Raw genomic sequence first — 26,171 nt, forward strand, 5'->3', positions numbered from 1 at the left:
CCCGTGCCGCCGCTGCAGCCGCTCCTCGAGCGGCTCAAGGCAACCCGCCCCTACCGGGCCTGGACCCGCTACGGCGAGTCGAACGGTGACCTGCTGGCCGCCGGCGTCGGCTACTTCGCCTTCTTCTCGATCTTCCCCGCGCTGGCCCTGGCCTTCGCGATCTTCGGCTTCGTGCTCCAGGGCCGGCCCGACCTCGTCACGGCCATCGCCGACTACCTCAACACGACCCTGCCGGGCATGGTCAAGACCCCCGACCACCCGGAAGGCATCATCAGCGTCCAGGCGCCGACGAGCCTCACGCTGACCCTGACCGGCATCATCTCGTTCGTCACGCTGCTGCTCGCCGGACTCGGCTGGGTCGGGGCCCTGCGCACCGGCATCCGCGGCATCTTCGGCCTCGAGGCCTCCATCGGCAGCGCCGTGCGCACCAAGGCGCGCGACCTCTTCGTCCTCGTCACCATGGGCCTGGCCATCGCCGTCTCGGCGATCCTGACGAGCGTCATCGGCGGTCTGGCCCAGCGGGTCGCCGGCTGGATCGGACTGGCGGGCAACGGACCGCTCGTGGGGCTGGTGGGCCTGGTCGTGGGGGTCGTCTTCGACACCCTCATCCTCGTCGTCCTGCTCCGGATGCTCTCGGGCGCCCCGCTCCCGATGCGCGACGTGCGCCAGGGCGCCGTCGTCGGTGCGACCGTCCTGACCGTCCTCAAGCTCTTCGGCGGCTTCCTCATCGGCCACGCGACCGGCAACCCGCTGCTCGGGGCCGTCGCCGTGTCGGTCGGCCTCCTCTTCTGGCTCAACCTCATGTCGAAGGTGATCCTCCTGTCCGCCGCCTGGGTCGTCGGCGACGTCGACCTGAGCCGGCTCGGCGACGACACCGGCCGCTCCGCGATCTCGCAGGCGCTGCGTCCCGCGTTCGTCGCACCTTTGCCGCCCGACGCCGACACGAGCCTGGTGCCGTATGCCGCCGCGCCCGTCGCGACGCCCCGCGCGGTCCCCGCACCGGCAGTCACCCGCCGCGTGGACCGGGTCAGCGTCGCCGCCGGCGTCCTCGTCGGGGCGGCGGCGGCGAGCGTGCTGGAGGGCGTGCGCCGGCTGCGCCGCCGCTGAGCCGTCCGGGTCCTCGAAGCGCCCCGCGGGTCAGCGGCGCAGGCGTGACCGACGCCGGCGCAGGCGCGGCCGACGCCGGTGCAGGCGCGGCCGACGCCGGTGCAGCACGACGAGGACGGCGAGACCCAGGGTGACGACGGCTCCTGCCCCGGCAGGCACGAGCAGGGCGCCGACCGAGCGGGCGTCCGCAAGCCCGGCGAGGTCGTCGGCGGGGGTGGGCGTCCCCGTGTCGGCGCCACCGGCCCGGCCCTGCGACGACCCGCCAGAGCCGGCCGCTCCGGCGCCGTTCGTGGGGAGGCGGGGGAGCACGACCGCAGTGGGGGCCGGCGCCTGTCCCGGCTCGACGAGCTGCCCGACCGGCCGCAGCTGGTCCGCGTGCGCGAAGCCCCAGTCGAGCAGCGCGGCCGTCGGCTCCCACGAGCCGGTGACGCTGCCCATCTGGCTGACCAGGAGGGTGCGGCCGTCTCTGGTCGCCGCGCCGATGAAGGTGTGCTGAGCGCGGTCGGTGCGCCCCGGCTTGATGCCGATGGTGCCGGGGTAGTGCGCCAGCAGCTCGTTGATGTTGTAGACGTGGAAGGCCGGCCAGACCTTCCCGCTCTTGTCCTTGCCGCCGGGGAAGACGGCATCGCGCTTGACGATCGTGGACCGGAACTGCGGCAGCCGCATGGCGTCGCGCCCGATGAGCGCCAGGTCGTAGGCGCTCGAGCGCTGGTCGCCGTCGTCGAGGCCGCTCGGGTCGACGGTCAGGGTGTCGTGGGCCCCGATGCGCGCCGCCTCCTGGTTCATCAGCGACACCGTGCGGTCGTAGCCGCCGGCGGCGTCGGCCAGGGCGTAGACGGCGTCGTTGGCGGAGAACATCAGCATCGCGTCGAACAGGCTCGACACCGGGTAACGGTTGCCGGCGAGGATGCCGACGCGTGACCCGGCCGCATCCTGGGCGTCCGGCCCCGCGACGACGACCTGCTTGGGGTCGAGGAGGGGCATCAACGTCAGCGCCGTCAGGGTCTTGAGGGTGCTGGCCGGGCGCAGCCACGCGTGCGGCGACTTGGCCGCGAGGATCTCGCCGCTGTCGAGGTCGGCGAGGACGTAGGAGACGTCGTAGACCGCGGGCGGCTCGGGGACGCCGGTCTGCCGGTCGGTGATGACGCCGCTCTCGCCGAGGGCCGAGCCGCCGACGACGGTGGCCGGGTCCCACGCCGGATGCGTGAACGGCACCGGAGGGGCGTTGCGGCAGACGACGGTCGTCCCGGCGCCGGAGGAGGTCGCGACGGGCTCGGGCGTGGGGAAGACCCGCGGCTTCAGGGAGACCCCGCGAGGGACCGCCTGCTGCGTCTGCCACGGCTGGCACACGGGACCGGTCACGGCGGGCGAGACTGCCCCGGCTGCCGGCCGCAGCGCGGCCTCTGCGGCGGTCGCGGAGGCCGGCGGGACGGCATACGCAGTCGTCAGCGCCAGCCCGAGCGCGAGACCGGCGGACCAGGTGCGCGGCGCGAGCGAGGCGCGCGAGCGGGAGGCTGGGGCGGAGCGGCGTGACACGGCGCCCACCCTAGTGAGCCGGGTCGGACACGGGCGCCGCGCCACTCCCGCCCAGGACGCTCTCGTCCTGGGCGCCGGTGGCCGGGGCCGCCGTCACGGGCAGGCGCTTGGCCCACGCGATGCAGGGGCGCTCGACGACGCGGAAGAACACCAGGCCGACGGCGAGGACGACGGCCAGGCCCACGGACCAGAGGAGCAGGAGCATCAGCGGGCCGTCGTCGACACCGGCGAACGTGCGCAGGCCCCGGCTGACGTACCACGCGAGCGGCTGGTGCACGAGGAAGAGGCTGTAGGCGCGCAGACCGAGGACGGCCAGGGGTCGCCAGGCGAACAAGCGGGTCACCGCTCCGACCGTCGAGGCCAGCACGACGAGGCTGCCGAAGAGGCCGCCGAGGGCCAGCTCCCGCACCGGCACGACGGGGTCGGTGGCGGCGGCCCAGGACGCGAGCGTGAACAGCCCGCCCATCGCGAGGACCAGCGCCGCCGTGGCGCTCCGCCGGGGGCGCCAGCCGTGCCGAAACACCACCTCCGCGGCGGCCATCCCCGCAGCGAGCTCCATCAGCCGGCCGAGGCCCGATGCGGCCCACGGGAACTGGTCGGGAAAGGCCGGACCGGCCACCACGAGAGCCACCCCGATGCGGAAGAGGACCGAGACGACGACGGCGCCCGCCAGCGCGCGCAGCCCCCACCGGGAGACCGCGAGGACCAGGAGGGGGAAGAGCAGGTAGAGCTGCATCTCGAGCGACATCGTCCAGAGGCTGCCGTTGATCGAGCCCCACCAGTCCCGGAATAGCAGGTGCGTGAACGTCAGGTGGCTCACCCAGGCGCCGAGGCCCGGCACCGGCTGCCACGACGAGGGCCGGCCCGCCAGGCGGGTCAGGGCCACCAGGGCCTGGGGGAGCAGCACGGCGAAGGCCAGCGCCACGTAGTACGGCACGACGATCCGGCGCAGCCGCCGGCGCAGCCACGGACCGGCCGCGAGCCGGCCGAGGCGGCGCTCGTCGCGGGCGAAGGGCAGGAAGAGCACGAAGCCGGTGAGCACGACGAAGAAGTCCGGCCGGATGTTCTGGCCGATCACGAACGAGACGACGGGGATCGAGGGGTGGCCCGCGAACTCCCACGTGTGGAAGGCGAAGACCGCCAGGAAGGCGGCGGCGCGCAGCCCGTCGATCGACCCGATCCGGCCGGCTCCGGCAGGCCCGACGGCGTCGCGGGCGTCCCCCATGGCTCGGAATGTACCGAATGGGCGGCGTGGTCACGGCCGGAACGGCGAAGGCCCGGGCGGTGCCTGCGCACCGTCCGGGCCTTCGGGTGCGACCCCTCGCAGGGGATCGCCGCCCGGACTCACTCGCCGGGCATCACGCACACGGTCACTCGCCGTGCATCAGCGCGGTGCGCAGGTCCCGGTTGAGCTGGCTGATCACGTCGAGCGGGATCTCCTTGGGGCACGCGTCGGCGCAGGCGCCGATGTTGGTGCAGCCGCCGAAGCCCTCGTGGTCGTGCTGGTTGACCATGCTGACCACGCGGGCCTCGCGCTCCGGCTGGCCCTGGGGCAGCTCGCCGAGGTGCGTGATCTTGGCGCCGGTGAAGAGCATCGCCGACGCGTTGGGGCAGGCCGCGACGCAGGCGCCGCAGCTGATGCACGCGGCCGCCATGAAGGAGCGGTCGGCGTTCGGCTTGGGCACCGGCACGGAGTGCGCCTCGGGCGCCGCGCCGGTGTTGGCGCTGATGAAGCCGCCGGCCTGGATGATCCGGTCGAACGACGAACGGTCGACGACGAGGTCCTTGATGACCGGGAAGGCGTCGGCGCGCCACGGCTCGACGGTGATCTCGTCACCGTCGTTGAAGCTGCGCATGTGCAGCTGGCACGTCGTGGTCACCTCGGGCCCGTGCGCCCGGCCGGAGATCATCAGGCCGCACATGCCGCAGATGCCCTCGCGGCAGTCGGAGTCGAACGCGACCGGCTCCTCGCCGCGGGCGTTGAGCTGCTCGTTGAGGATGTCGAGCATCTCGAGGAAGCTCATGTCCTCGGAGATGTCGCTGACCTGGTAGGTCACCATGTCGCCCTTGGCCCTGGGGCCGGCCTGGCGCCAGATCTTGAGAGTCAGATTCACTTGTAGCTCCGCTGCTTCAGCTCGACGAATTCGTAGACGAGGTCTTCCTTGTGCAGGACCGGCGTGCCGTCCTGGCCGCTCCACTCCCAGGCGGCGACGTAGGCGAACTCGTCGTCGTGACGCAGCGCCTCGCCGTCCTCGGTCTGGGACTCGGCGCGGAAGTGGCCGCCGCACGACTCGCGGCGGTGGAGGGCGTCGATGCACATCAGCTCACCGAGCTCGAGGAAGTCGGCCACGCGGCTGGCCTTCTCGAGGCTCTGGTTGAGCGTGTCGGCAGCACCGAGCACCCGGACGTTGCGCCAGAACTCGTCACGCAGGGCACGGATCAGGTCGATCGCCTTGAGCAGCCCCTCCTCGGAGCGCTCCATGCCGCAGTACTCCCACATGATGTTGCCGAGCTCGCGGTGGAAGGAGTCGACCGAGCGGTCGCCGTTGATCGACAGCAGCTTCTCGACGCGGGAGTCCACGGAGGCGCGGGCCTCGGCGACGGCCTCGTGGGACTCGTCGATCTTCGGGAACGGGCCCTTGGCGAGGTAGTCGCGAATCGTGTTCGGCAGGACGAAGTAGCCGTCGGCGAGCCCCTGCATGAGCGCGCTCGCGCCGAGGCGGTTGGCGCCGTGGTCGGAGAAGTTGGCCTCACCCGCGACGAACAGGCCCGGGATCGTGGACTGCAGGTCGTAGTCGACCCACAGGCCGCCCATCGTGTAGTGCACCGCGGGGTAGATGCGCATCGGCACCTCGTAGGGGCTCTCGCCCGTGATCCGCTGGTACATGTCGAAGAGGTTGCCGTACTTCTCCGCGACGGCCTCGGCGCTCATCCGCTCCAGCGCCTCGCTGAAGTCGAGGTAGACGCCGCGGCGGAAGTCGCCGACCTTCGGGCCGACTCCGCGGCCCTCGTCGCAGACGTTCTTGGCCTGGCGGCTGGCGATGTCGCGGGGCACGAGGTTGCCGAAGGAGGGGTAGATCCGCTCCAGGTAGTAGTCGCGGTCCTCCTCGGGGATCTCGCGCGGGTCCTTGTCGCAGTCCTCGGCGCGCTTGGGCACCCAGATGCGTCCGTCGTTGCGCAGCGACTCCGACATCAGCGTCAGCTTGCTCTGGTGCTCGCCGGCGACGGGGATGCAGGTCGGGTGGATCTGCGTGTAGCACGGGTTGGCGAAGTAGGCGCCCTTGCGGTGCGCGCGCCAGGTGGCCGTGACGTTGCTGCCCATCGCGTTGGTCGACAGGAAGAAGACGTTGCCGTAGCCACCGCTCGCGAGCACGACCGCGTCGGCCAGGTGCGTCTCGATCTCGCCGGTGACGAGGTCGCGGGCGATGATGCCGCGGGCCTTGCCGTCGACGACGATCAGCTCGAGCATCTCGTGGCGGGTGAAGGTCTCGACCGTGCCGGCCGCGACCTGCCGCTCGAGCGCCTGGTAGGCGCCGATGAGCAGCTGCTGGCCCGTCTGGCCACGGGCGTAGAAGGTGCGCGAGACCTGCACGCCGCCGAAGGAGCGGTTGTCGAGCAGGCCGCCGTACTCGCGGGCGAAGGGCACGCCCTGCGCGACGCACTGGTCGATGATGTTGGCGCTGACCTCGGCCAGGCGGTAGACGTTCGACTCGCGCGAGCGGTAGTCGCCGCCCTTCACGGTGTCGTAGAAGAGGCGGTAGACGGAGTCGCCGTCCTCCTTGTAGTTCTTGGCGGCGTTGATGCCACCCTGCGCGGCGATCGAGTGCGCGCGGCGCGGGGAGTCCTGGTAGCAGAAGGACTTCACGTGGTAGCCGGCCTCACCGAGCGTCGCGGCGGCCGCGCCACCGGCGAGGCCGGTGCCGACGATGATCACCGTGAGCTTGCGGCGGTTGGCCGGGTTGACGAGGGCCGCCTCGAACTTGCGCTTGTCCCAGCGCGACTCGATCGGGCCGGCCGGGGACTTGCTGTCGGCGAGGGCCGAGCCCTCGGTGTAGAGGCCGTGGACGACGCCGGGAGCCTCGGGGGCGGCGGGCGCGGCGGGAGCGTCGGGCGCCAGGGTCGATGCGGTGGCTGCCTGGGTGTCGGTCATGGATCAGCTTCCCTTGACGATTCCGAAGAGGATGGCGAGCGGCGGGATCGCGAAGCCCACGCTGACGACGAGCGCGATGACCAGGCCGGTCGTCTTGGCGGCGCGTCGCGCCTTGGTGCTGCTCGTCCAGCCGAGCGTCTGGGCGCCGCTCCAGACGCCGTGCCACAGGTGCAGGCCGAGCGCGACCAGCGCGAGGATGTAGATGAGGACGACCCACCACACCTGGAAGCTCGAGATGACGAGCTTGCCGGCGCTGTCGCCGGCGGCCTCGTTGCCGACGTTGATCTTGAGGATCGTGAACTGCAGCAGGTGCCACACGAGGAAGAGCAGCAGGGCGACGCCGCCCCAGCGCATGGCCCTGCTGCGCAGCGTCGCCACAGCCGCCTGCTTGGCGACGTAGCGGTTGGTGCGGGCGCCGTTGGCGCGGCTCCAGAGCCAGAAGGCGGCGTACGCGTGGGCGAAGAGAGCGACGACGAGCACGACGCGGAAGATCCAGAGGAAACCGCCGAAGGGCAGGATCGGCATCAGCATCGTGCGCAGGTGCAGGGCGTACTCGTCGAACGCCTGCGTGCCGCCGAAGATCTTGAGGTTGCCGTACATGTGCAGGAGTACGTAGAGCACGAACAGCGCACCCGAGGTGGCCATGAGCAGCTTCATGAACACGGTGGTGCGGCGTGCCGACGCAGGTCGAGGAGTTCCCGTCGCTGGGAGAGTGTTGGTGGCCACCTGCGCACTTTATCCCTGCGGTTTCCGCACCCAAATTCCTACCCGCTGGTAGAGGGCCCCTTGTGACAATGTCAACAACAACCCTCGACGACGGGGACGAATGAGCACGTATGCCGTCAGCCGGGCGTCCTTGTCGCCGTGGCCTCCTCGACCTGGGCAGTCTCGGACGGGCGCGGAGGGGGGAGGTGGGGGGCGCCTAGGGTGAGCGCCATGGTGCTCCCGGAAGTCGCGTCCGCCCTCGACTGGGTGATGGACAAGTCCCTGGTGCTCGGCTACACGAAGATCGGCCCCGCGGTGCGCCGCGCCTGGTGGCCGGCCGACCCGGAGCCGGGAGCGCTCGCCGGTCGCCACGTGCTCGTCACCGGCGCGAGCGGCGGCCTCGGCCTGGCGTCCGCCCGAGGGCTGGCGCGCCTCGGCGCGGTCGTGCACCTGACAGGTCGGGACGCGGGCCGGCTCGACCGGGCCCGGTCCGACCTGTTGCGTGAGCAGCCCCTCGCCCACGTGCGCACGCACGTCGCCGACATCAGCGACCTCGCGGCGACCGCGCAGTTCGCGCGCGACTTTGCGAGTGAGGTGCCGAGGCTGCACGCCGTCGTGCACAACGCCGGGGTGCTGCCGCCGCGGCGCACGACGACGCCGGAGGGTCACGAGCTCACCCTCGCCACCCACGTGCTCGGCCCGCACGTACTCACCTACGGCCTCCGCGACGTTCTCGCCGGTGGTCGCGTCGTCGTCGTGACCTCCGGCGGCGCCTACGGCCAGCGCCTCGCCGTCGACGACCCGGAGTACGCCTCGGGCGACTACTCGGGGGTGACGGCCTACGCCCGCACCAAGCGCATGCAACTGGTCCTGACTCGGTTGTGGGCCGACGACCTGGCTGCCAGGAGCATCGCGGCGCACGCGATGCACCCCGGCTGGGCCGACACCCCCGGCGTCACCGACTCGCTGCCGCGGTTCGCCGCGCTCACCCGGCCGCTGCTGCGCGACGCGGCCTCCGGCTCCGACACCGCTGTGTGGCTCGCCGCCACGGGCGACGCGATCGGCACCGGCGGCTTCTGGCACGACCGGCGGCGCCGGCCCACGCACTACGCACCGGTCGGGGTCGAGACACCGGAGCAGGTCGATCGCTTCTGGACGTTCGTCCGCGAGCAGACCGGGGTGCCGACGACCGGCGACTGAGGCAGCCGGACGGCATACGGCCTTCGAGGGGTGCAGTCGGTCAGGTCAGCTCGGTGCGGCCCTGTGCGGTCAGGGCCTCGACGACCTTCTTGACCTCCTGCGCGCGCTCGGGGCGCGTGATGAGCAGGGCGTCCTGGGTGTCGATGACGACGAGGTCGTCGACCCCGATGAGCGCGACGAGCCGGCCGGCGGCCGCGACCGTGGCGGTCGAGTCGATGCTGATGATGTCGTCGGCGGGGCCGATGGCGGTGATGCCGGGCAGGTCGGCGCTCTCGCCGACGAGCCGCGTCACGGAGGCGAAGTCGCCGACGTCGTCCCACCCGAGCGAGGCGGGCACGACGGCGACGCGTCCGGCGGCCGCGGCGGGCTCGGCGACGGCGTGGTCGATGGCGATCTTCTGCAGCGACGGCCACAGGTCGCGCATCCGCTGCGGGTCGCCCGCGATGGTGCGCAGGTGGTCGACCATCTCGGGGTGGTTCTGGCCGAGCAGCTCGAGCAGGGTCGTGGCTCCGACGACGAACATGCCGGCGTTCCAGCGGTAGTCGCCGCTCTCGACGTAGCGGGTCGCCGTCTCCCGGTCGGGCTTCTCGACGAACTCGTCGACCCGGTGCGCGCTCGGGGCACCCACGACGTCGAGCGGCTCGCCGAGACGGATGTAGCCGAAGCCGGTCGCCGGCTCGGTGGGTTCGATGCCGATGGTGACGAGCTCGCCGCGACGAGCGAGCACGACCGCCTCGCCCACGGCACGGCGGAAGTTCTCCGGCTCGGTGACGACGTGGTCGGCCGCGAACGAGCCGAGGACAGCCTCGGGGTCGCGGCGCTCGAGGATCGCGGCGGCCAGCCCGATCGCCGGCATGGAGTCCCGGGGCGACGGCTCGCCGATGACCGCGTCGAAGCCGAGCATCGGCAGCTGGCGGCGCACCGCCTCCTCGTGGGCGACGCCGGTGACGACGAGCATCCGGTCCTCGACCAGCGGCTGGAGCCGGTCCCACGTCGCCCGCAGCAGCGACTGGCCCGACCCGGTCAGGTCGTGCAGGAACTTGGGGGAGTGGCGGCGCGAGATCGGCCACAGCCGGGTGCCCGAGCCGCCGGCGGGGATCACGGCCCAGAGACCCGGTATGCCTGTCATGGGGCACACCGTATCCACCCGACGCGCCGCGCCGTCGCAGCGCGCGGGGCCGGGCGGCGCCGCACCGCCTGCGTATGCCGTCAGGCGGGGATGTCGCGCCGGCGGAGCGCGATGAGCCCGGCCGCCGCCACGGCCGCCGCGACAACCGTCAGCAGGACGAGCGGCAGCCAGCGCACCTCGCCGACGGGCAGCGTCGGCACGTGACCGAAGGGGGAGAGGTTCGTCATCCACTCCGGCCACTGCAGCACGGGCACGAGCTCGCCGAGCAGCAGGAAGACGATGAGGACGGCCCAGGCGAGGCCCGTCAGCCGCGGCGCCAGCCCGACGAGCAGCAGCGCCACGGCCACCGCCACCCACATGGCGGGCGCGGTGACGAGGGCTGCCAGCACCAGGCCGCCGACGGACAGGTCGGTGGGGCCCTTCGCGGTGCGGACGGCGACCACACCGGCCAGCAGCCCGACGACGCCCATGACCGCGGTCGTCGACACGATCGCCAGCACGAGGTGGGACAGGGCCCACCGGGTGCGCGTGGCGCCGGTGGCCAGGAGCGCCTCGGCGCGCATCGCGGTCTCCTCGGTGCGCAGCCGCGTCACGATCGAGATGCCCAGCGCCGCAACGGCATACGCCCCGATGTGCAGCTCCGACGCAAAGAAGACGTCGACGAGCGAGGCGTTGCTGCCCTGGGCCCTGGCGAGTGCGCGCAGCATGTCCCCGGTCGAGCCGGAGGAGTCGATCGACTGGACGTTCGTCGCGATGGAGCCGACGACGAGGCCGAGGACCACCGCCGTCACGGACCAGCCGATGAGGGTGCCGCGAGCCAGCCGGAGGGTCAGGCCGGAGACAGAGCCGAGGGAGCCGCGTGCGTGGCCGGCGCGTGCCGGCAGCAGGCCCGCGCCGAGGTCGCGTCGCTCGCGCAGCCAGAAGGCCGCGCCGACGAGCAGGACGTAGGCCGCCAGCCCCAGCCACAGTGGACGGAAGTCGTTGGCGCCGTAGGGAGACACCCGCTCGCCCCACCCCAGAGGGGATAGCCAGATGAGGAACCGGGACGGGCTGTCGGACGCCGCGGTGTCGCCGACCGCGCGCAGCAGGAACGCGACGCCGAGGGCTCCGAGCGAGATCGCCGCGGTGCCCCGGGTGGTCTCGGTCAGCTGGGCCGCGACCGCCGTGATGCCGACCCAGGTCAGCCCCATGACGACCCACGAGACGGCGAAGGCGACCGATCCTCGGGTGTCGAGGCCGAGGCCGGCGAGGGAGGCGCCGCTGAGGACGGCCGTGGCGAGGACCGCCAAGGTCCCGAGCGTCACGGCGGCCGTCAGGGGCGCTCCCCGCCGGACCACGCCTGCCCCGAGCAGCTCCAGCCGGCCGGCCTCCTCCTCGGTGCGGGTGTGCCGGCGCACGACGATGTACGCGAGCAGGCAGAGGAAGACGCCACCGAGCAGGATCGTCTTGTAGACCGCGAACGAGTCGAGGGTCAGGCTCGTCGCCGGACCGTACAGCGCCACCGTCGCGGGGTTGTCCAGGAGCGGGGCGAAGATCGCGAGCGCCGAGGCGATGGTGGGGTAGAGGTCGATGGTCGCCTTGGCCGACCCGGCCGTGAAGGCGACGAGCCCGAGGACGCTGACCGGGACGAGCACCCGGTCACGTCGGGACGCCAGCCGCAGGAGCGGACCCGTGCCGGTGACGGCGCTCATCGTTGCGCCGCCTCGCTGTGGTCGGCGCCGGCGGAGTCGGCGGAGTCGGTCGGCGTGCTCGTGTCGGCGGACGCCGGCATGCCGCGGCCGTCCGGGCGGGCGGCGGTGGGCCGGTACTGCTCCATGAACAGCTCCTCCAGCGTCGGCGGGGCGCTGGTCAGCGACTCGATGCCGTGACGGCCGAGCAGCCCCAGCACCTCACCGAGGTGGCCGCTCTCGACCGAGCAGCGCACGCTGGCGCCCGACACGACGACGTCCTCGACACCGGCCACGGCGGCGACCTCCGCGGCCGGCACCGGGTGCTGGAGCGTCGCCTCCACCATGGTGCGCGAGAGGTGACGCAGCTGGGCCAGGGTGCCCGACTCGACGTTGCGACCCTCGCGGATGATGCTGACGCGGTCGCAGACCGACTCCACCTCGCTGAGGATGTGGCTCGAGAGCAGCACCGTGCCGCCGCCGGAGCGGAACTCGCGGACGGCGTCCTTGAAGGCGGCCTCCATCAGCGGGTCGAGCCCCGAGGTCGGCTCGTCGAGCAGCAGCAGCTCGACGTCCGAGCAGAGCGCGGCGACGAGGGCCACCTTCTGCCGGTTGCCCTTGGAGTAGGACCGGCCCTTCTTGGTCGGGTCGAGGTCGAACCGGGCGATCATGTCGGCACGGCGTTGCTCGTCGATGCCGCCGCGCAGCTTGGCCAGGAGGTCGATGACCTCACCGCCCGTGAGGTTGGGCCACAGGGCGACGTCGCCGGGGACGTAGGCGAGGCGGCGGTGGAGCGTCTCGACGTCGCGCCACGGGTCGCCGCCGAGCAGGGTGGCGCTGCCGCTGTCGGAGCGGATGAGGCCGAGGAGGATGCGAAGGGTCGTCGACTTGCCGGCGCCGTTCGGTCCGAGGAAGCCGTGGATCTCGCCGGCCGACACCTCGAGGTCGAGCCCGTCGAGGGCGACGGTGTGGCCGAAGGTCTTGCGGAGCTCGTGGACCTGGATCGTGGAGGTCATGAATCGACGGTACACAAGATTCACGATTTACTGAACGTTATGAGAGGCTAAGGTCGGCGCAGACGACGGAGGAGGACCAGTGACGGCGACCCTGCCCACCCAGCGCGACGAGCAGGCGGTCTCGGCGTACGTCGAGCGCCTCGGCGACACCCTCACCGACGCCGGTATGCCGCGGCTCGCCTCCCGGGTCTTCGCGCAGCTGCTCGCCGACGACGACGGCCGGATGACGGCGGTCGAGCTGACCGAGGCGCTGGACGTCAGCCCTGCTGCCGTATCTGGGGCGGTGCGCTACCTGACGCAGACCTACCTCATCGGCAAGGAGCGCGAGCGCGGGTCGCGCCGCGACGTCTACGTCGTGCAGGCCGACGCCTGGCACGGCGCGATGCTCTCCCGCGACCGGCTGCTGACCCAGATCGAGGCGAGCCTGCGCGCCGGGGTCCCGGCCGTCGGCGGCGTCGAGACCGCCGCCGGACAGCGGCTGCAGCTCTCGGTCGCCTTCCTCGAGTTTCTCTCCGAGCGGATGGGTGCCCTCGAGCAGGAGTGGGAGGACCGCAAGGCCGAGCTCTCCCGCACACTCCCTCTCCCCACCCCCGACTGAACCGTCGAGAGGCCAATCTTCGCGGGTCCCACCCCGTCGAGAGGCCAAGGTTTGCGGGTCCCGCCACGTCGAGAGGCCACGAACGGCCCCCATGGAGGCACACGGCATACGCCCTCGGTGACGTGACATCGACAACGTTCGGCCGACGGGCGGCGAAGGCCGGGCCCCGCGCCGATACGCTCGGCGGCATGGCTGACAGCACTGGCGCGCGCTCCGAGTCCGACCTGCCCATCGAGCCCGTCTACGACGCGTCGGCGCTCGCCGGCTGGGACGCGGACGCCAAGCTCGGCGCCCCCGGTCGCTACCCCTTCACCCGCGGCGTCTACCCGTCGATGTACACCGGGCGCCCGTGGACGATGCGCCAGTACGCCGGCTTCGGCACCGCCAAGGAGAGCAACCAGCGCTACCACCAGCTCGTCCAGGCCGGCACCGGCGGCCTCTCGGTCGCCTTCGACCTGCCGACACAGATGGGCTACGACTCCGACGAGCCGATCGCCCACGGCGAGGTCGGCAAGGTGGGCGTGGCCATCGACAGCCTCGACGACATGCGCACCCTGTTCGAGGGCCTGCCGCTCGACAAGATCTCCACGTCGATGACGATCAACGCGCCCGGCTCCACGTTGCTGCTGCTCTACCAGCTCGTCGCAGAGGAGCAGGGCGTCTCCGGCGAGCAGCTCACCGGCACCATCCAGAACGACGTGCTCAAGGAGTACATCGCCCGCGGCACCTACATCTACCCGCCGCGCGAGTCCCTGCGCCTCATCGCCGACGTCTTCGCCTACTGCCACAAGGAGATGCCGCGCTGGAACACCATCTCCATCAGCGGCTACCACATGGCCGAGGCCGGTGCGACGCCCGTGCAGGAGATCGCCTTCACCCTCGCCAACGCCATGGAGTACGTCCGCGCCGCCCAGGCCGCCGGGCTGGCTGTCGACGACTTCGCGCCGCGCCTGTCCTTCTTCTTCGTCGCGCGCACGACCCTCCTCGAGGAGGTCGCGAAGTTCCGCGCGGCCCGCCGCATCTGGGCGCGGATCATGAAGGAGCAGTTCGGCGCCGAGAACCCCAAGTCGATGATGCTGCGCTTCCACACCCAGACTGCCGGCGTGCAGCTGACCGCCCAGCAGCCCGAGGTCAACCTCGTCCGCGTCGCCCTCCAGGGCCTCGGCGCCGTCCTCGGCGGCACCCAGTCGCTGCACACCAACTCCTTCGACGAGGCCATCGCGCTGCCCACCGAGAAGGCCGCGCGGCTCGCGCTGCGCACCCAGCAGGTCATCGCCTACGAGACCGACGTGACGAAGACCGTTGACCCGTTTGCCGGTTCGTACGTCGTCGAGTCGATGACCGACGAGATCGAGGCCGCCGCGCTCGACCTCATCCAGCAGGTCGAGGACAAGGGCGGCGCCGTCGCCGCCATCGAGCAGGGCTTCCAGAAGTCGGAGATCGAGCGCTCCGCCTACCGCGTCCAGCTCGAGATCGACAACGGCGAGCGCACTGTCGTCGGCGTCAACAAGTACACGCTCGACCAGGAGGAGCGCTACGAGCCGCTGCGCGTCGACCCGACGATCGAGGCCGACCAGCGCGCCCGGCTCGAGGCCCTGCGCGCCGACCGCGACGACGACGCCGTCAAGGCCGCACTCACCCGGCTGCAGGAGGCCGCCCGCGGCAGCGACAACGTCCTCTACCCGATGAAGGAGGCGCTCGCCGCCCGCGCCACCGGCGGCGAGGTCGCGCACGCGCTGCGCGAGGTGTGGGGCGTCTACCAGCCCCGCGAGACCTTCTGACCCGAGCCCGTATGCCGTGTGCCCGGCCCGACGGACCGCCACGAGTTCCGCCGCGGCTGGGCACCGAGCACGGCTACGACACCCTCGAGATTTTGGTGGCGGTAGGTCGGCGCACGGCTACGGTTGAGCCCAATGCGGCCAGGACGTAGTCGGGCTCGAACATCACCTCGTCCCACGTGAAGCGGAGCACCACCCATCCGCGTGCCGCCAGCCCGGTGTAGCGCCGACAGTCGCGTTTCAGCGCCGGTCGGGTGCCGTGGTTGTCGAAGCCCTCTGCCTCGATGACGATGCGCAGTGACCGGTCCGCAAGGTCGACCTGCGCGAAGAAGCCGCGTCCCTTGACCACGTGCTGGGTCACTACGCTGAGCCCGTCCACCTGCAGGCAGAGGGCACGCAACACCGACTCAAAGGGGTTGGCGGACCCGCGATCCACGTGCTGCAGCACTCGGCCGACCTTGCGCCGCGACCGAGCCGGGAGCCGCAGCGCCAGATCTCGGACGACCAGCGGTGACAACCCGGACCGCCATGCGGAGTCAGCCACAGCAAGGGCCTCGTCGAAAGGCAGGTCGAGACAGCAGTCGATGACGGTGCGAGCGGGACTCGTCACCCATCCGTCGGCAATCTCGTCAGCGGCGAGGTCCCGCCAGTGGCGATGCACCCCGGTCCGCGCCGGATCTCGCAGCTTGCGCCCTCGCGGCAGCGTCACGCCGCAGCGCTCGCCGGCGCACTACCGGCCGCAGCTGCGACCACCTGGCGCTGCCGCCGCACTGCGCGAGCACCGTCGTGACGTCCATGGCCACAGGCTGCCGGGATGTCGCGGTCGCCGGCCGCGGCCATCCACAGGACCCACGGACCGCCACGACCGGCAAGTCAGGCCGTCGTCACGCACGCACATCACGGCATACGCAAGTTGGTGGCGGTCCGCCGGGTCGAAGCTAGGTGCGCGGGCGGTTGTGGCGGGGGCAGGCTGCGCACTCGCGCATCCCGGGCAGCGCGTAGATGAAGCAGCACGACACCCGCGTCGGCTCCGTCCCGACGCTCTCGCCGGCAGCGCCGCGCGCGAGCCGTACCGAGGTCGCCCAGACGTCCTCGACGACGCCCCACCGCTGGCGTGAGCTCATCTTCACCCCGGGGGCGTATGCCGTCACGACCTCCGAGACCAGGCCGAGGTATGCCGTCCGGGCCCGTTCCAGACGACGCCCGGCCTCCTCGTCCACGGACAGGCCAGCGCGCGTCGGGTCCACGACGATGCGCGCGGGATACAGGCCGGGGGCCAGCTCGAGACCCAGCCCGGCAGGTGAGGGCACGAGCAGCCACGGACCCAGCACGGCTGCGTACGCCATCGGGGTGGCAACCACCTCGCACGCCCACTGGAGCACGAAGGCCGCCGGCACGTGTGGCCGCACCGTCACCCCGTGACGGTCCGACATCTGCCCGCGCAGCGCGTCCCGCCACGGGGCGAGCGGATCCGCGCCTGCCCGCACGTGCGCCAGCACGTCACCGAACCACACCGTCGCCCCGGACGTCTCGCACGTCATGGTGGTGAACGGCAGGGCGCGGTCGACGACCGACACGACCTGCCGCACGGCCTCGGTGGCATGCACGGGCTGCACGTCTGCCTGCTGCTCCACCCCTGACCTCTCCCTCCGTGGCGGCGGACCTCCTGGCCCCGCCGGCGCCCCCGCGGGCGGGGACCGGCCCCATCCTCTCGCTAGACTCCTGTGATCGTGACCGACCGCACTCCTTCGCTGCCCTTCGAGGCCATCGCCCGAACCGTCGAGGAGCACGTGCCCGAGCTGGTCACCATCCGGCGCGACCTGCACACGCACCCGGAGCTGGGCCGCGGCGAGGTGCGCACGACCGCCCTCATCGCCGAGCGGCTCGAGCGGGCCGGCATCGGCGTGCGCCGCCTGCGCGGCACCGGCCTCGTCGCCGAGCTGGGCGCCACCGACCCTGTGCACCGCATCGCCCTGCGCGCCGACATCGACGCGCTGCCCATTCGCGAGCAGACCGGTCTGCCCTTCGCGTCCGAGACCGACGGCGTCAGCCACTCGTGCGGGCACGACGTCCACACCACCGCGCTCATCGGGGCGGCCCTGGCGCTCAAGCAGGTCGAGGACCGGCTGGTCGACGCGGGGGTGGCCGCCCGCCTCGTCTTCCAGCCGGCCGAGGAGCTCATGCCCGGCGGCGCCGAGGACGTCGTGGCCCAGGACGGACTGGTCGGGGTCGACCGGATCTTCGCCCTGCACTGCGACCCGAGCCTCGACGCCGGCCAGGTGGGCCTTCGCGTCGGAGCCGTCACGGCGGCCGCGGACCAGATCGAGGTGACCCTCTCCGGCCGTGGCGGACACACCTCCCGCCCCCACCTGACCCAGGACCTGACGTACGCCCTCGCCAAGGTCGTCACCGACGTGCCCGCCGTGCTGTCGCGCCGTCTCGACCCACGCGCCGGAGCGGCTCTCGTCTGGGGCTCGATCCACTCGGGCGGCGCCCACAACGTCATCCCGGCGTCCGGCAAGGTCGGCGGCACGCTGCGCATGCTCGACGCGGGCATCTGGGAGGGCGTCGAGCGCCTCCTCGAGTCCGTCGTGCACGACGTCGTCAAGCCGTATGCCGTCCGGGCCGATGTCACGATCACCAAGGGAGTGCCACCCGTCGTCAACGACGCCTCGTGCATCGACGCGCTCACCGCCGCGGTCACCGGGACGGGCGGCTTCGTCGCGCCGACGCCGCAGTCCCTCGGCGGCGAGGACTTCGCTTGGTACCTCACCCACGTCCCCGGAGCCATGGCACGGCTGGGCACGCGCACGCCGGGCGGCCCGACCTTCGACCTGCACCGGGGCGACCTCGTCGTCGACGAGGCCGCGATCCCGGTCGGGGCCTGCACCCTGGCCGGCGTCGTCTTCTCCGCGGCGGCGCAGCTGGCGGGTACGCCGACCCTCACCGGGGTATCTCCACTGACCGCGGTCGCGGATCGGTAACACTTGCGGCCGACTTGGCCGGAGCCGCTCAGATCCTGCTGCTGCGGGGTCTACAGTTCCGTGCTATCTGGGCCGATGTCGTCGTCGGCCCCGCGCATCTAAGGAGCACCTCTTGCGTCACGCAACCAAGGTCGCGTCTGTGGTCGCCGCCGCAGCGCTCGGCCTCGCGGCCTGCGGCAGCAGCACCGGCAACACGACCTCCTCCGGCAGCACGGGCGGATCGACCGGCGCGGCCGGCGGCGGCACGCTGAAGATCGGCATGGCCTACGACGTGGGTGGTCGCGGTGACCAGTCGTTCAACGACGCCGCAGCCGCGGGCCTCGACAAGGCGAAGGCCGAGCTCGGTGCCAGCACGAAGGAGGCCACTGCGGTCTCCGGCGAGTCCGAGTCCGCGCGCAAGGACCGCCTCCAGTCGCTGATCGACGCCGGCTACAACAACATCGTGGCCGTGGGCTTCGCGTACGCCAAGGCCGTGGGGGAGACCGCCAAGGCCAACCCCGACGTAAAGTTCGCCATCGTCGACGACGCCTCGCCCGACTCCGCCGGCTCGAACGTCGACCAGATCACGTTCGCCGAGGAGCAGGGCTCCTTCCTTGTCGGCGCGGCCGCTGCGCTCAAGAGCAAGACGAACCACATCGGCTTCATCGGCGGTGTCCAGACTGACCTGATCAAGAAGTTCGAGGTCGGCTACGAGGCCGGCGCCAAGGCGGTCAAGCCGAACATCAAGATCGACGTCAAGTACCTCACGCAGCCGCCGGACTTCTCCGGCTTCAACTCGGTCGACAAGGGCAAGGCCGCGGCCGACGGCATGTACCAGGGTGGCGCCGACGTCGTCTACCACGCGGCCGGCGGCTCCGGCGGCGGTGTCTTCACGGCGGCCAAGGCGGCCGGCAAGTGGGCCATCGGCGTCGACTCCGACCAGGCCAAGACGGCCCCGGCGGACGTCCGCGACGTCATCCTGACCTCGATGATCAAGAAGGTCGACGTCGGTGTCTTCGACTTCATCACCGAGGTGAAGAACGGCACCTTCAAGGCCGGCAACAAGGTCTTCGACCTCAAGGCCGGCGGCGTCGACTACTCCACCACCGGTGGCCACATCGACGACATCAAGAGCAAGCTCGACGAGTACAAGCAGAAGATCATCTCGGGCGAGATCACGGTCCCGAAGTCCTGATCGCCTGACAGCTCGCAGCGGGAGCGGCTCGTGCCGTCGTCCCACTGGACGGCCCGGGCGGCGCGTGCAGCGTCGTCCGGGCCGTCGCTTCCCCCGGAGCAGTCCTGCGCAGGTCGCACCGGTGTCCTTCCGGCACCGGGGGCCTTGCCAGGGCCCGGGGTGCTGGTTCAATACTCGATCGACGCCCGCGCCGAGGCGGGCCCGCATGAGGAGTGTGTGTCATCGTCAGCAACGCGGCCGTGACCGGGGACAAGCCCGGCGAGCCCCCGAGGGCCGTACACCACGGAGCCCCCGCCGTCCGGCTGGAGGGCATCACGAAGCGATTCCCCGGTGTCGTGGCCAACAAGGACATCGCGCTCACCGTCGACAGGGGCACGGTGCACGCGGTCGTCGGCGAGAACGGCGCCGGCAAGTCGACGCTCATGAAGATCCTCTACGGGGTCCAGCAGCCCGACGAGGGCACGATCGAGGTCGACGGGCAGGTGCGCCAGCTGCGCTCCCCGTCGGACGCCATCGCGGCCGGCATCGGCATGGTCTTCCAGCACTTCCAGCTCGCCGACAACCTCACCGTCCTCGAGAACGTCGTCCTCGGCGCCGAGAAGCTGCACGGCATCGGTGACCGGGCCCGCGCGAAGATCCGCGAGATCTCCGACGCCTACGGCCTCGAGGTCCCGCCCGACGCGCTCGTGGCCGACCTGGGGGTCGGGGCGCGCCAGCGCATCGAGATCCTCAAGGTCCTCTACCGCGGCGCGCGCATCATCATCCTCGACGAGCCGACCGCGGTCCTGGTGCCGCAGGAGGTCGATGAGCTCTTCGACAACCTGCGGGAGCTGAAGTCCGAGGGCCTGACCGTCGTGTTCATCTCGCACAAGCTCGACGAGGTGCTCAAGGTCGCCGACGCCATCACGGTGATCCGGCGCGGCACGACCGTCGCCGAGGTCGACCCGACGGGCGTCACGCCGCACCAGCTCGCCGAGCTCATGGTCGGCTCCGAGCTGCCGTCGCCCTCGACGGAGGAGTCGACGGTCACGCAGACGCCGGTGCTGACCGTGGAGGACATCTCGCTTGCCGACCCGGCCGGCGGGCGGGCGCTGCTCGACGACATCAGCCTCACAATCCACGCGGGCGAGATCGTCGGCATCGCCGGCGTCGAGGGCAACGGCCAGGCCGAGCTCGTCGAGGTCATCATGGGCATCCGTGAGCCCTCGGCGGGTCGCATCCGGCTCGGCGACGTCGACATCTCCGACTGGGAGGTCCGCGAGATCCGCGAGGCGGGCATCGGCTACATCCCCGAGGACCGGCACCGCCACGGGCTGCTCCTCGACGCCCCGCTGTGGGAGAACGTGATCCTCGGCCACCAGACCGAGTCGGTCAACGTGTCCGGCCCCGGCGGCATCCTCGTCAACGCCTCCGGCGCCAAGCGCGAGACCGAGACGATCGTCAAGGAGTTCGACGTGCGCACGCCGTCGATCGACGTGACGTCCGGCTCCCTCTCCGGTGGCAACCAGCAGAAGCTCATCATCGGGCGCGAGATGCGCCGCAACCCGCGCGTCCTCGTGGCCGCGCACCCGACCCGCGGTGTCGACGTCGGCGCGCAGGCCGCGATCTGGGACCACATCAAGGCGGCCCGCCGCGACGGTCTCGGCGTGCTGCTCATCTCGGCCGACCTCGAGGAGCTCGTGGGCCTCTCCGACACGATCCGGGTCATCCTCCGCGGGAGCCTCTCCGGCGAGTTCGACCCCGACGTGGTGACGCGCGAGGAGCTCGGTGCTGCCATGACCGGTGCGGAGTCCACGCCCGACACGCCGGCCGCCGCCTCGTCCGACACCCCGTCGGACAACCTGTCGGACACCTCGGCCGACACCACAGCTGCGCCTGCAGCGGCGACGCCGACCACGCATACGACCCAACCGGTGGGCAGCCCCTCACCCGACGGCTCGACCGACGTGCCCACGACGGGCACGCCCGATGAGGGGGAGACCCGATGAGCACCCGCTTCGACGCCCGCCGCATCCTGATGGCGATCGCGGCGCCGCTGCTCTCGATCGTCGTGGCGGTGGTCGTGACGAGCATCATCCTGCTCGTCGCCGGCGACCCCGTCGGCGCCGTGTGGGCCCAGCTGTTCAAGGCTCCGCTGCCGCGCCAGGTCATCAACATCATCAACGGCGCCTCGGTCTACTACCTCTCGGCCATCGCGGTGGCGATCGGCTTCCGGATGAACCTGTTCAACATCGGCGTCGACGGGCAGTACCGCGTGGCCTCGTTCGCCGCCGCCCTCTTCGCCGGCCAGGGCTGGCTCCCGGGCTGGCTCAACATCATCGTCGCGCTGCTCGTGGCGATGGCGTCCGGCGCGATCTGGGCCGGCATCGCTGGCGTCCTGAAGGTGACGCGCGGCGTCTCCGAGGTGATCTCGACGATCATGCTCAACTCCATCGCGACCTTCCTCGTCGCTTTCCTGCTCGGCAAGACCGCCGAACGGGTGCAGGGCAGCAACGCGACCAACACCAAGCCGCTGCCCGAGGACTCCCGGGTCCCCGGCATCTCGCTCGACGGCATCATCGCCACGCCGAGCAAGATCTACGGCTTCGTTCTGCTCGCGATCCTCGTCGGCATCCTCTACTGGTTCGTCATCAACAAGACCCGGTTCGGCTTCGACCTGCGCGCCACCGGCCGCTCCGAGTCGGCGGCCGTCGCGAGCGGCGTCAAGGTCAAGCGGATGGTGCTCACCTCGATGCTGATCTCCGGCGCGGCCGCCGGCCTCGTCGGCATGCCGCTCCTCTTCGGGCAGGACTACGTCTACGGCGACACGGTGCAGGCGGGCCTCGGCTTCGCCGGCATCGCCATCGCCCTGCTCGGCCGCAACAACCCCGTCGGCATCGCCTTCGCCGCGCTGCTGTGGTCCTACCTCGACGCGCAGGGCAACGGCCTGCAGATCACGGCCGGCGTCAGCGACCGGCTCGTGCTCGTCATCCAAGGAGTCATCGTGCTGTCCGTCGTCATCGCCTACGAGGTCGTGCGCCGCGCCAACGTCCGACTCGAGCAGCGTCGCGTCGCCAGCGAGCTCGCCCGGCAAGCCGGCGCGCCGACCGAAGGAGCCCTGGCATGAGCACCTCCGTCATGACCGAGACGGCACCGGCCACGGCGCCGGTGGCCAAGCGCGCCGGCCGGCCCCGCTGGTTCTGGGCCGCGATCGTCGTGGGCGCCCTGCTCGTGCTCTCGACCGTGCGCGTCATCACCGGCGCCAACGACATCGACTCCTCCGGCGCCGTGATGGCCGCCATCGGCCTCGCCGTGCCGATCGGCCTGGCCGGACTCGGCGGCCTCTGGAGCGAGCGGGCGGGCGTCGTCAACATCGGCCTCGAGGGCATGATGATCTTCGGCACGTGGGGTGGGGCCTTCTTCGGCTACCACTACGGCCCGTGGGCCGGCATCTTCGGCGCGATCCTGCTCGGGGTCGTCGGGGGAGCCATCCACGCCGTCGCGACCGTCGTGTTCGGTGTCGACCACATCGTCTCCGGCGTCGCGATCAACCTCCTCGGGGCGGGCGCCGGCGCCTACCTCGCGGTCCGCACGTTCACCGGTCTGCCCGGCGGTGGCCCGACGCAGTCGCCTCCGCTCGAGCAGCTGCCGTTCCTGTCCGTCCCCGGTGTCGCGGACCCGCTCCTGAGCCTCGAGCAGAAGCACTGGTGGCTTCTCTCCGACCTGGCTGCGGTGCTGCGGGCAGTCACGACCAACCTCAACGTCCTGACGATCATCGCCGTGCTGCTGCTCGTGGCCACGTGGTGGATCCTGTGGCGCACGGCCTTCGGCCTGCGACTGCGCTCGTGCGGCGAGTCCCCGGTCGCTGCCGAGACGCTCGGCGTCAACGTCTACCGCTACAAGTTCCTGGCCGTCCTGATCTCCGGGGGCCTGGCGGGGCTCGCGGGCGGCTTCCTCGTCCTCGTGGCGAGCAACCTCTACCGCGAGGGCCAGACCGGCGGCCGCGGCTTCATCGGCCTCGCCGCGATGATCTTCGGCAACTGGCGGCCGGGCGGCCTCGCGGGTGGCGCCGCCCTCTTCGGCTACACCGACGCCGTGCAGCTGCGCGGTGGCGGTGACGTGGTGCGCGCCTACCTGCTGCCGATCGCGGTGGCGCTGGTCGCCTGGGGCGTCTGGCAGTGGGTGCGTCGCCGGCAGGGCAAGCCGTTCGTCGGCGTCCCCATGGTCGTCATGGGCGTGCTCGCGCTCGGCTGGTTCCTCTCTGCCCCCGCCGTCCCCAACGAGTTCACGGGCATGACCCCCTACGTCGCCACGCTCCTCGTCCTCGCGTTCGCCTCGCAGCGCTTGCGTATGCCGGCCGCTGACGGTGCCGTGTACCGCAAGGGTGAGGCGTCGTGACCGACCAGGCGGACCGCCTGGCTCGGTCGTCGCGTGGCGCGGCCGGCGAGGTCGACTGGGAGGCGCTGCGCCGGCGGGCGGTCGAGCTGATGGAGCGCGCGTACGCCCCCTACTCCCACTTCCGGGTGGGGGTCGCTGGTCTCGTCGACGACGGGCGGGTCGTGGCGGGCTGCAACGTCGAGAACGCGGCCTACGGCGTCGCGCTGTGCGCCGAGTGCGGCATGGTGTCCGAGCTGCACGCCACCGGCGGAGGCCGCCTGACAGCGGTCTTCTGCGTCGGTGGTGACGGCCAGGCGCTGATGCCCTGCGGCCGGTGCCGCCAGCTGCTCTGGGAGAACGGCGGGCCGGAGTGCCTGCTGATGACCCCCGAGGGCGTGCTGCCGATGACGGCGGTGCTGCCGCAGGCGTTCGGGGTCGAGGACCTGCGTCACGCCGAGGGCTGAACGGCGTCGGCGTGGTCCGTGGCGGGCGCCTGGCTGCGCTGCGACATGATGGGTCCCGTGAGCGAAGCCTTCGATGCCGTCGACGTCATTTCCGCCAAGCGCGACAGGGAGGAGCTCTCGGACGCCCAGATCGACTGGGTGATCGACGCCTACACCCGGGGCGTCGTCGCCGAGGAGCAGATGTCCTCCCTCGCGATGGCGATCTACCTTAACGGCATGACCTCCCGCGAGATCGCGCGGTGGGCCGACGCGATGATCCGCTCGGGGGAGCGGCTCGACTTCTCCGGGCTGTCGCGCCCGACGAGCGACAAGCACTCGACGGGCGGGGTGGGCGACAAGATCACGCTGCCGCTCGCACCGATCGTGGCCGCGTGCGGCGTCGCGGTCCCGCAGCTCTCGGGTCGCGGACTCGGCCACACCGGGGGCACGCTCGACAAGCTGGAGTCCATCCCCGGGTGGCGGGCGAACCTCTCCAACGAGGAGATGCTGCGCCAGCTCGAGGACGTTGGGGCCGTCATCTGCGCCGCGGGCTCGGGCCTGGCTCCCGCCGACAAGAAGCTGTATGCGTTGCGCGACGTCACGGGGACCGTGTCCTGCGTGCCCCTCATCGCGACGTCCATCATGAGCAAGAAGATCGCCGAGGGCACCGGCTCGCTCGTGCTCGACGTCAAGGTCGGCTCGGGGGCCTTCATGAAGGAGCTCGGGCAGGCGCGTGAGCTCGCGGAGACCATGGTGCGGCTCGGCAAGGACGCGGGCGTGCACACGGTCGCGCTGCTGACGAATATGGAGACGCCGCTGGGCCTCACCGCCGGCAACGCCCTGGAGGTGCGTGAGTCGGTCGAGGTGCTTGAAGGCGGGGGACCCGAGGACGTCGTGGAGCTCACCCTCGCGCTCGCTCGCGAGATGGTCGCCGGCGCCGGTCGCTCCGACGTCGACCCGGCCGACGTGCTCGCCGACGGACGCGCCATGGACGTGTGGCGGCGGATGATCCGCGCCCAGGGAGGGGATCCCGATGCGGACCTGCCGCGGGCGAAGGAGACCCACCAGGTCCTGGCTCCCGCCGACGGCGTGCTCGTGCAGCTCGATGCGCTCGCCGTGGGCGTGGCCGCCTGGCGGCTCGGTGCCGGACGGGCGCGCAAGGAGGACGTCGTCCAGGCAGGTGCCGGCGTGGAGCTGCACTACAAGCCGGGCGCCACGGTGCGTGGAGGAGAACCGCTCATGACGCTGCACACCGACGAACCAGAGAGGTTCGCGCGGGCCCTCGAGGCACTCGACGGTGGCTACACGATCGCGCCCGAGGGCTCTCGACCGGACCTGATGCCCATCGTCATCGACCGGGTTTCCTGACTCGCGAGCCGGCGGCGAAGCACGTCTTGTGGCCCGATTTGGGGGATGACGCGTGGCCGGGCTACTGTTCTCTTCGTCAGCCCGACAGGGAGGAACGGACGCCACCGCGGCGGTGAAAATCACCCGAGCGAAGCTGGCCGGTCCCGGGGCTGACCACCGCAGTCCAGAGCTCACCGGTTCGTCCGGTAGTGTCTCGGACAGCCCCGGAAGGTCTCGACTCATCGGGGCCTGCGGGAACGACTGGAGGGCCGCGAGCGATCGCGGTAAACTTCAGCGAGCAGGAACCGCTGACACCAAGCGGGTTGGACCTGGACGGCCTGAAGGCTGGTTCGCGGGTTTGACTCCCAAGCTTGAGGCGGGTAAGTTTGAAGGGTTGCCCCGGAGGCCGGGCCCGCGTTGGTGGGTGTGGTTGATGGTGTGTGTCCGATTCTTGAGAACTCAACAGCGTGTCAAAAATCGATGCCAATTACCTCGTCCCGAGGCGCGGCATGGTCACTCGTTCGGGTGGTTGTGTCGGGTTTTGGACGAATATCCTTTGGTTGAAACTGAATGATCAACTCTTTTGAGCTGGTTGTTCGACTTCAGTCAGGTTTTCGGACCCTTCATGGGTTCAAAGTTTGCTCGCTGCGTTATCGCGTGGTGGGTGTTTGAACATCAACGGAGAGTTTGATCCTGGCTCAGGACGAACGCTGGCGGCGTGCTTAACACATGCAAGTCGAACGGTGACGATCAAGCTTGCTTGGTCTGATCAGTGGCGAACGGGTGAGTAACACGTGAGTAACCTGCCCCTGACTCTGGGATAACCCCGGGAAACCGGAGCTAATACCGGATATGACACCAACGGGCATCCGTATGGTGTGGAAAGTTTTTCGGTCTGGGATGGACTCGCGGCCTATCAGCTTGTTGGTGAGGTAATGGCTCACCAAGGCGACGACGGGTAGCCGGCCTGAGAGGGCGACC

At 71.3% G+C, this 26,171-nt stretch carries 21 protein-coding genes and 1 rRNA gene; 12 read left to right on the top strand and 10 right to left on the bottom strand.

What is annotated here, in order from left to right:
• The first annotated feature begins 3 nt into the window (after positions 1-3).
• Positions 4-1,107: a YihY/virulence factor BrkB family protein gene (locus AB0316_RS16080; RefSeq protein ID WP_366274048.1), complete on the top strand. Its 1,104-nt coding sequence runs from the start codon at positions 4-6 to the stop codon at positions 1,105-1,107.
• 30 nt (positions 1,108-1,137) lie between these two features.
• Here AB0316_RS16080 and AB0316_RS16085 read toward each other — a convergent pair whose 3' ends face one another.
• The 5 genes from AB0316_RS16085 to AB0316_RS16105 all read right to left on the bottom strand — a co-directional run bounded on the left by AB0316_RS16085 (position 1,138) and on the right by AB0316_RS16105 (position 7,450).
• Positions 1,138-2,643 (bottom strand): hypothetical protein, encoded by a 1,506-nt coding sequence (locus tag AB0316_RS16085; RefSeq protein ID WP_366274049.1) that lies wholly within the window; start codon positions 2,641-2,643, stop codon positions 1,138-1,140.
• Positions 2,644-2,653: 10 nt separating this feature from the next.
• Positions 2,654-3,868 (bottom strand): acyltransferase, encoded by a 1,215-nt coding sequence (locus tag AB0316_RS16090; RefSeq protein WP_366274050.1) that lies wholly within the window; start codon positions 3,866-3,868, stop codon positions 2,654-2,656.
• A 145-nt stretch (positions 3,869-4,013) separates the two neighbouring features.
• Positions 4,014-4,757, bottom strand: a complete 744-nt coding sequence (locus AB0316_RS16095) for a succinate dehydrogenase/fumarate reductase iron-sulfur subunit (protein WP_366274051.1) — start codon at positions 4,755-4,757, stop codon at positions 4,014-4,016.
• Positions 4,754-6,793 (bottom strand): fumarate reductase/succinate dehydrogenase flavoprotein subunit, encoded by a 2,040-nt coding sequence (locus tag AB0316_RS16100; RefSeq protein WP_366274052.1) that lies wholly within the window; start codon positions 6,791-6,793, stop codon positions 4,754-4,756. Before AB0316_RS16100 ends, AB0316_RS16095 begins: the two co-directional genes overlap by 4 nt.
• A gap of 3 nt (positions 6,794-6,796) precedes the next feature.
• Positions 6,797-7,450: a succinate dehydrogenase cytochrome b subunit gene (locus AB0316_RS16105; RefSeq protein ID WP_366274053.1), complete on the bottom strand. Its 654-nt coding sequence runs from the start codon at positions 7,448-7,450 to the stop codon at positions 6,797-6,799.
• A gap of 279 nt (positions 7,451-7,729) precedes the next feature.
• On the opposite strand from AB0316_RS16105, the gene AB0316_RS16110 reads away from it, so the two are divergent.
• On the top strand, positions 7,730-8,698 hold the full coding sequence (locus tag AB0316_RS16110) for an SDR family NAD(P)-dependent oxidoreductase (protein WP_366274054.1): 969 nt from the start codon (positions 7,730-7,732) through the stop codon (positions 8,696-8,698).
• 40 nt (positions 8,699-8,738) lie between these two features.
• Here AB0316_RS16110 and AB0316_RS16115 read toward each other — a convergent pair whose 3' ends face one another.
• From AB0316_RS16115 to AB0316_RS16125, 3 genes are all read right to left on the bottom strand, one after another.
• Positions 8,739-9,827 carry a mannose-1-phosphate guanylyltransferase gene (locus AB0316_RS16115; RefSeq protein WP_366274055.1) on the bottom strand — a complete coding sequence of 363 codons (1,089 nt, stop codon included), beginning with the start codon at positions 9,825-9,827 and terminating at the stop codon, positions 8,739-8,741.
• A gap of 80 nt (positions 9,828-9,907) precedes the next feature.
• Positions 9,908-11,518, bottom strand: a complete 1,611-nt coding sequence (locus tag AB0316_RS16120; protein ID WP_366274056.1) for a polyketide antibiotic transporter — start codon at positions 11,516-11,518, stop codon at positions 9,908-9,910.
• The gene (locus AB0316_RS16125; RefSeq protein WP_366274057.1) at positions 11,515-12,510 is read right to left on the bottom strand and encodes an ABC transporter ATP-binding protein; all 996 of its coding nucleotides are present in this window, start codon (positions 12,508-12,510) and stop codon (positions 11,515-11,517) included. Before AB0316_RS16125 ends, AB0316_RS16120 begins: the two co-directional genes overlap by 4 nt.
• Positions 12,511-12,589: 79 nt before the next feature.
• On the opposite strand from AB0316_RS16125, the gene AB0316_RS16130 reads away from it, so the two are divergent.
• Both AB0316_RS16130 and AB0316_RS16135 read left to right on the top strand, forming a co-directional pair.
• Complete coding sequence (locus AB0316_RS16130) at positions 12,590-13,108, top strand: MarR family transcriptional regulator (RefSeq protein WP_366274058.1); 519 nt, start codon at positions 12,590-12,592, stop codon at positions 13,106-13,108.
• 188 nt (positions 13,109-13,296) lie between these two features.
• On the top strand, positions 13,297-14,889 hold the full coding sequence (locus AB0316_RS16135) for an acyl-CoA mutase large subunit family protein (protein ID WP_366274059.1): 1,593 nt from the start codon (positions 13,297-13,299) through the stop codon (positions 14,887-14,889).
• A 73-nt stretch (positions 14,890-14,962) separates the two neighbouring features.
• On the opposite strand, the gene AB0316_RS16140 is transcribed toward AB0316_RS16135, so the two are convergent.
• Together AB0316_RS16140 and AB0316_RS16145 are read right to left on the bottom strand one after the other, a co-directional pair.
• Positions 14,963-15,595: a DUF559 domain-containing protein gene (locus AB0316_RS16140; protein WP_366274060.1), complete on the bottom strand. Its 633-nt coding sequence runs from the start codon at positions 15,593-15,595 to the stop codon at positions 14,963-14,965.
• 229 nt (positions 15,596-15,824) lie between these two features.
• Positions 15,825-16,520 carry a (2Fe-2S)-binding protein gene (locus AB0316_RS16145; RefSeq protein ID WP_366274061.1) on the bottom strand — a complete coding sequence of 232 codons (696 nt, stop codon included), beginning with the start codon at positions 16,518-16,520 and terminating at the stop codon, positions 15,825-15,827.
• Between the two features lie 90 nt (positions 16,521-16,610).
• On the opposite strand from AB0316_RS16145, the gene AB0316_RS16150 reads away from it, so the two are divergent.
• The 8 genes from AB0316_RS16150 to AB0316_RS16185 form a co-directional block, all read left to right on the top strand.
• Complete coding sequence (locus AB0316_RS16150) at positions 16,611-17,870, top strand: amidohydrolase (RefSeq protein WP_366274062.1); 1,260 nt, start codon at positions 16,611-16,613, stop codon at positions 17,868-17,870.
• Between the two features lie 112 nt (positions 17,871-17,982).
• On the top strand, positions 17,983-19,044 hold the full coding sequence (locus tag AB0316_RS16155; RefSeq protein ID WP_366274063.1) for a BMP family ABC transporter substrate-binding protein: 1,062 nt from the start codon (positions 17,983-17,985) through the stop codon (positions 19,042-19,044).
• Positions 19,045-19,283: 239 nt separating this feature from the next.
• The gene (locus tag AB0316_RS16160; protein ID WP_366274064.1) at positions 19,284-21,032 is read left to right on the top strand and encodes an ABC transporter ATP-binding protein; all 1,749 of its coding nucleotides are present in this window, start codon (positions 19,284-19,286) and stop codon (positions 21,030-21,032) included.
• On the top strand, positions 21,029-22,150 hold the full coding sequence (locus AB0316_RS16165; protein WP_366274065.1) for an ABC transporter permease: 1,122 nt from the start codon (positions 21,029-21,031) through the stop codon (positions 22,148-22,150). The genes AB0316_RS16160 and AB0316_RS16165 overlap by 4 nt, the downstream gene beginning before the upstream one ends.
• Positions 22,147-23,421 (top strand): ABC transporter permease, encoded by a 1,275-nt coding sequence (locus AB0316_RS16170; protein WP_366274066.1) that lies wholly within the window; start codon positions 22,147-22,149, stop codon positions 23,419-23,421. The genes AB0316_RS16165 and AB0316_RS16170 overlap by 4 nt, the downstream gene beginning before the upstream one ends.
• Entirely contained in the window at positions 23,418-23,864 is a 447-nt protein-coding gene (locus AB0316_RS16175) for a cytidine deaminase (RefSeq protein WP_366274067.1), read from the top strand. The genes AB0316_RS16170 and AB0316_RS16175 overlap by 4 nt, the downstream gene beginning before the upstream one ends.
• Before the next feature lie 57 nt (positions 23,865-23,921).
• On the top strand, positions 23,922-25,211 hold the full coding sequence (locus AB0316_RS16180; protein ID WP_366274068.1) for a thymidine phosphorylase: 1,290 nt from the start codon (positions 23,922-23,924) through the stop codon (positions 25,209-25,211).
• A 654-nt stretch (positions 25,212-25,865) separates the two neighbouring features.
• Positions 25,866-26,171: ribosomal RNA gene (locus tag AB0316_RS16185) — 16S ribosomal RNA — on the top strand; the annotation flags it as partial.

It is taken from the genome of Terrabacter sp. NPDC080008 (assembly GCF_040702505.1).
Taxonomy (GTDB): Bacteria; Actinomycetota; Actinomycetes; order Actinomycetales; family Dermatophilaceae; genus Terrabacter.

Excerpts from the sequence above, each read along its gene's own strand:
- AB0316_RS16090 (WP_366274050.1), bottom strand. The coding sequence starts at position 3,868 with ATGGGGGACGCCCGCGACGCCGTCGGGCCTGCCGGAGCCGGCCGGATC.
- AB0316_RS16100 (WP_366274052.1), bottom strand. The coding sequence starts at position 6,793 with ATGACCGACACCCAGGCAGCCACCGCATCGACCCTGGCGCCCGACGCT.
- AB0316_RS16105 (WP_366274053.1), bottom strand. The coding sequence starts at position 7,450 with ATGAAGCTGCTCATGGCCACCTCGGGTGCGCTGTTCGTGCTCTACGTA.
- AB0316_RS16110 (WP_366274054.1), top strand. The coding sequence starts at position 7,730 with ATGGTGCTCCCGGAAGTCGCGTCCGCCCTCGACTGGGTGATGGACAAG.
- AB0316_RS16115 (WP_366274055.1), bottom strand. The coding sequence starts at position 9,827 with ATGACAGGCATACCGGGTCTCTGGGCCGTGATCCCCGCCGGCGGCTCG.
- AB0316_RS16120 (WP_366274056.1), bottom strand. The coding sequence starts at position 11,518 with ATGAGCGCCGTCACCGGCACGGGTCCGCTCCTGCGGCTGGCGTCCCGA.
- AB0316_RS16125 (WP_366274057.1), bottom strand. The coding sequence starts at position 12,510 with ATGACCTCCACGATCCAGGTCCACGAGCTCCGCAAGACCTTCGGCCAC.
- AB0316_RS16135 (WP_366274059.1), top strand. The coding sequence starts at position 13,297 with ATGGCTGACAGCACTGGCGCGCGCTCCGAGTCCGACCTGCCCATCGAG.
- AB0316_RS16165 (WP_366274065.1), top strand. The coding sequence starts at position 21,029 with ATGAGCACCCGCTTCGACGCCCGCCGCATCCTGATGGCGATCGCGGCG.
- AB0316_RS16170 (WP_366274066.1), top strand. The coding sequence starts at position 22,147 with ATGAGCACCTCCGTCATGACCGAGACGGCACCGGCCACGGCGCCGGTG.